Source organism: Parapedobacter flavus (genome assembly GCF_035818675.1).
GTDB lineage: Bacteria > Bacteroidota > Bacteroidia > Sphingobacteriales > Sphingobacteriaceae > Parapedobacter > Parapedobacter flavus.
On the sequence record NZ_JAYKZZ010000055.1, the window covers coordinates 1 to 2174 of the forward strand.

The 2174-nt window shown below is 44.8% G+C and carries 3 protein-coding genes; all 3 read right to left on the reverse strand.

Features of this window, described 5'->3' with window-relative positions:
• Positions 1-234: 234 nt before the first annotated feature.
• A complete protein-coding gene (locus U9S71_RS20810; protein ID WP_326329783.1) occupies positions 235-531 on the reverse strand; it encodes a hypothetical protein in 297 nt (98 codons plus the stop codon).
• A 43-nt stretch (positions 532-574) separates the two neighbouring features.
• Positions 575-1723 (reverse strand): DUF4934 domain-containing protein, encoded by a 1149-nt coding sequence (locus U9S71_RS20815; protein WP_326329785.1) that lies wholly within the window; start codon positions 1721-1723, stop codon positions 575-577.
• 36 nt (positions 1724-1759) lie between these two features.
• A partial coding sequence (locus tag U9S71_RS20820; protein WP_326329787.1) for a hypothetical protein occupies positions 1760-2174 on the reverse strand: 415 nt, incomplete at its 5' end.

Genomic DNA, 2174 nt, shown 5'->3' on the forward strand with positions numbered 1-2174 from the left:
AAAAATCTAACTTAAACTGCTGTCCTGTTTTCGGGGGGAATTATACTTTCGAATATCTCGGATAGACAGACAAATCCCTTATCGGTCTCACTTGTCTGGATGTAGCGCCCCATATTGTTTACGTAGTAAGGCCCCCGCTGCCCCTCACCGAAATCAAAGGCAAGCCGGGGCGAAAGGCCTTTCTGGCTAACATTGTAGACCACCGGGATGAAGCGCTCAAAAAAACGCACCGTATCACGGTAAGTGTAAAAAAGACTGTGGGTGGTTGTGAACCGTAGTTCGCTCTCCTCCGTGTTGTAACCAAACTTTCGCTTGGTCGTCCGTTTCCAGTGGGACAATTTCCAGCGTATGAAGATCGATCAATGTGTCGATATCGAATGGCCCGAGGTTCTCGTCCGTGGAAATCTCGATTACGGGAATACTGTCCGTAGCGATCACTTCCCCATCGTCGAATCGTGGTTTTTCCGAACTGCATGCGCAGAGGGCCCAATACGCGCCACCAATCAAAAAAGCTAAAATGACCCTTACCAAAATAGAGCTTATTTCTCTCCCCTTAAGAATACCAACAAAACCATCAACGTTTCAAATCGAAGCGGGCTATCAGTGGATTATCGCTGTCTGTCCGTTCCAAAACCGCTTTATAAATACCATAATCTCGGTGATCAGCATCGAGTTGGAACCCCTTTTCTGCCATATTATATTTCATAAACATCACCAACCAACTAGGCACTACCTTGTAAGACCGGTTCTCATATACAGTCTCCGCTATGGGGAGTGTTTGATAAAACGGCTTGGAAATATTCTTGTAAACGTAGTTGACCTGTTGGTCCTTATCAAATCTCATATAGACCATCTCACTTCCAGATATCATGGTGGAAAACACATAATCGCCCGTTTCACAGATATTTGCAATATTAAATTTCATATTACGCTTACTTAGTTGCGAAAGGGGGGCATCCTTAGGTAAATCGGCAGTGGCATTATCGGTACCGAAATCATAAAACAAGTAGCTTCTCACCCCGTCCCCGTCGACTTTAAACACTTTATTCAACAGCGGATCAATCCAATACATCTCGCCATCATAAACATCCATATAACAGTTGCTTTGCACGACCGTTTTGGATTGCGAGAAGAAAGAACGGATCTTCTCCGGTTCTCCAAAGCGGCCGATTAACAGCCGGTCATCGTTCGAGATATAGGGGTTTCCGATACCGCCCCGGTCCGAGTAGACCAGACCGTCACGTACGATCGCCTGGCGCACTGAATATTCCAGCTTCTTGGTAAACAAATACCCGCCAGTACTCGCGTCAAAACCTAACACCCCATACTGGGTATTATCGTATAGGAACAACGTTCCATCATCAATCGATATATTGTCAATCCGTTGGTATTCTGCAGGCCCACGGCCGATTTGATCGATTTTAAAAATAAGCTTCCCATCGAAGTCAAAAACGAGCACCCGATCGTCCGAGACGATATATAGTTTATCGTCGACAATCTGTAGGTCATCCACTTTCCCAACCAAACAATCGTCTCTGGTCTCTAACGAGATGTATTCAAAATTCTCGATCAGGTCCTCCGACTTTATGCTGTCTACATAAACATGATTTTTAATGTGATATTCAGGCTCAAATACTTCAACTTGCTGTTCTGGTGAGCGAGAACAGCTAATAAGCCATATCGACGCGGTTGCGATAACGAACGGCACTCGGTATTTCATCATATACGCTTTATAATTTTATTTTTACCGTAAAACCACTTATCCTTCCCAACCCGCAGGTGGACATCCTCCCGATGCACACACTGTCCATTCTAATTCCAGACAAGATACAGTTCCATTATTATGACATCTAATAGTATACGCATCTAAAAGTTCAGTTTCAATGGATGCCGCTATTTCTGCAGTCATTTCAAAATCAACCAACATTCCTTTTACTATTCCTGCATTAATAGCTGCCTGTCCCGTAATCTTGGTAACAAATAATTGTTGACCAGTGAGCGTTTCTCGTTTTTTGTTGTCGTTGTTACCAGAACCGCCGCTACCACCAGAGCCATCAGAAGTCCCGCTACTTCCGGATCCGGAACTTCCTGAACCGGAACTTCCCGAACCCGAACTTCCTTCCGTCTGTCCCACAAGCATTTGCCCAAACAATGTTGTTTCCCCTTCCAGGTTC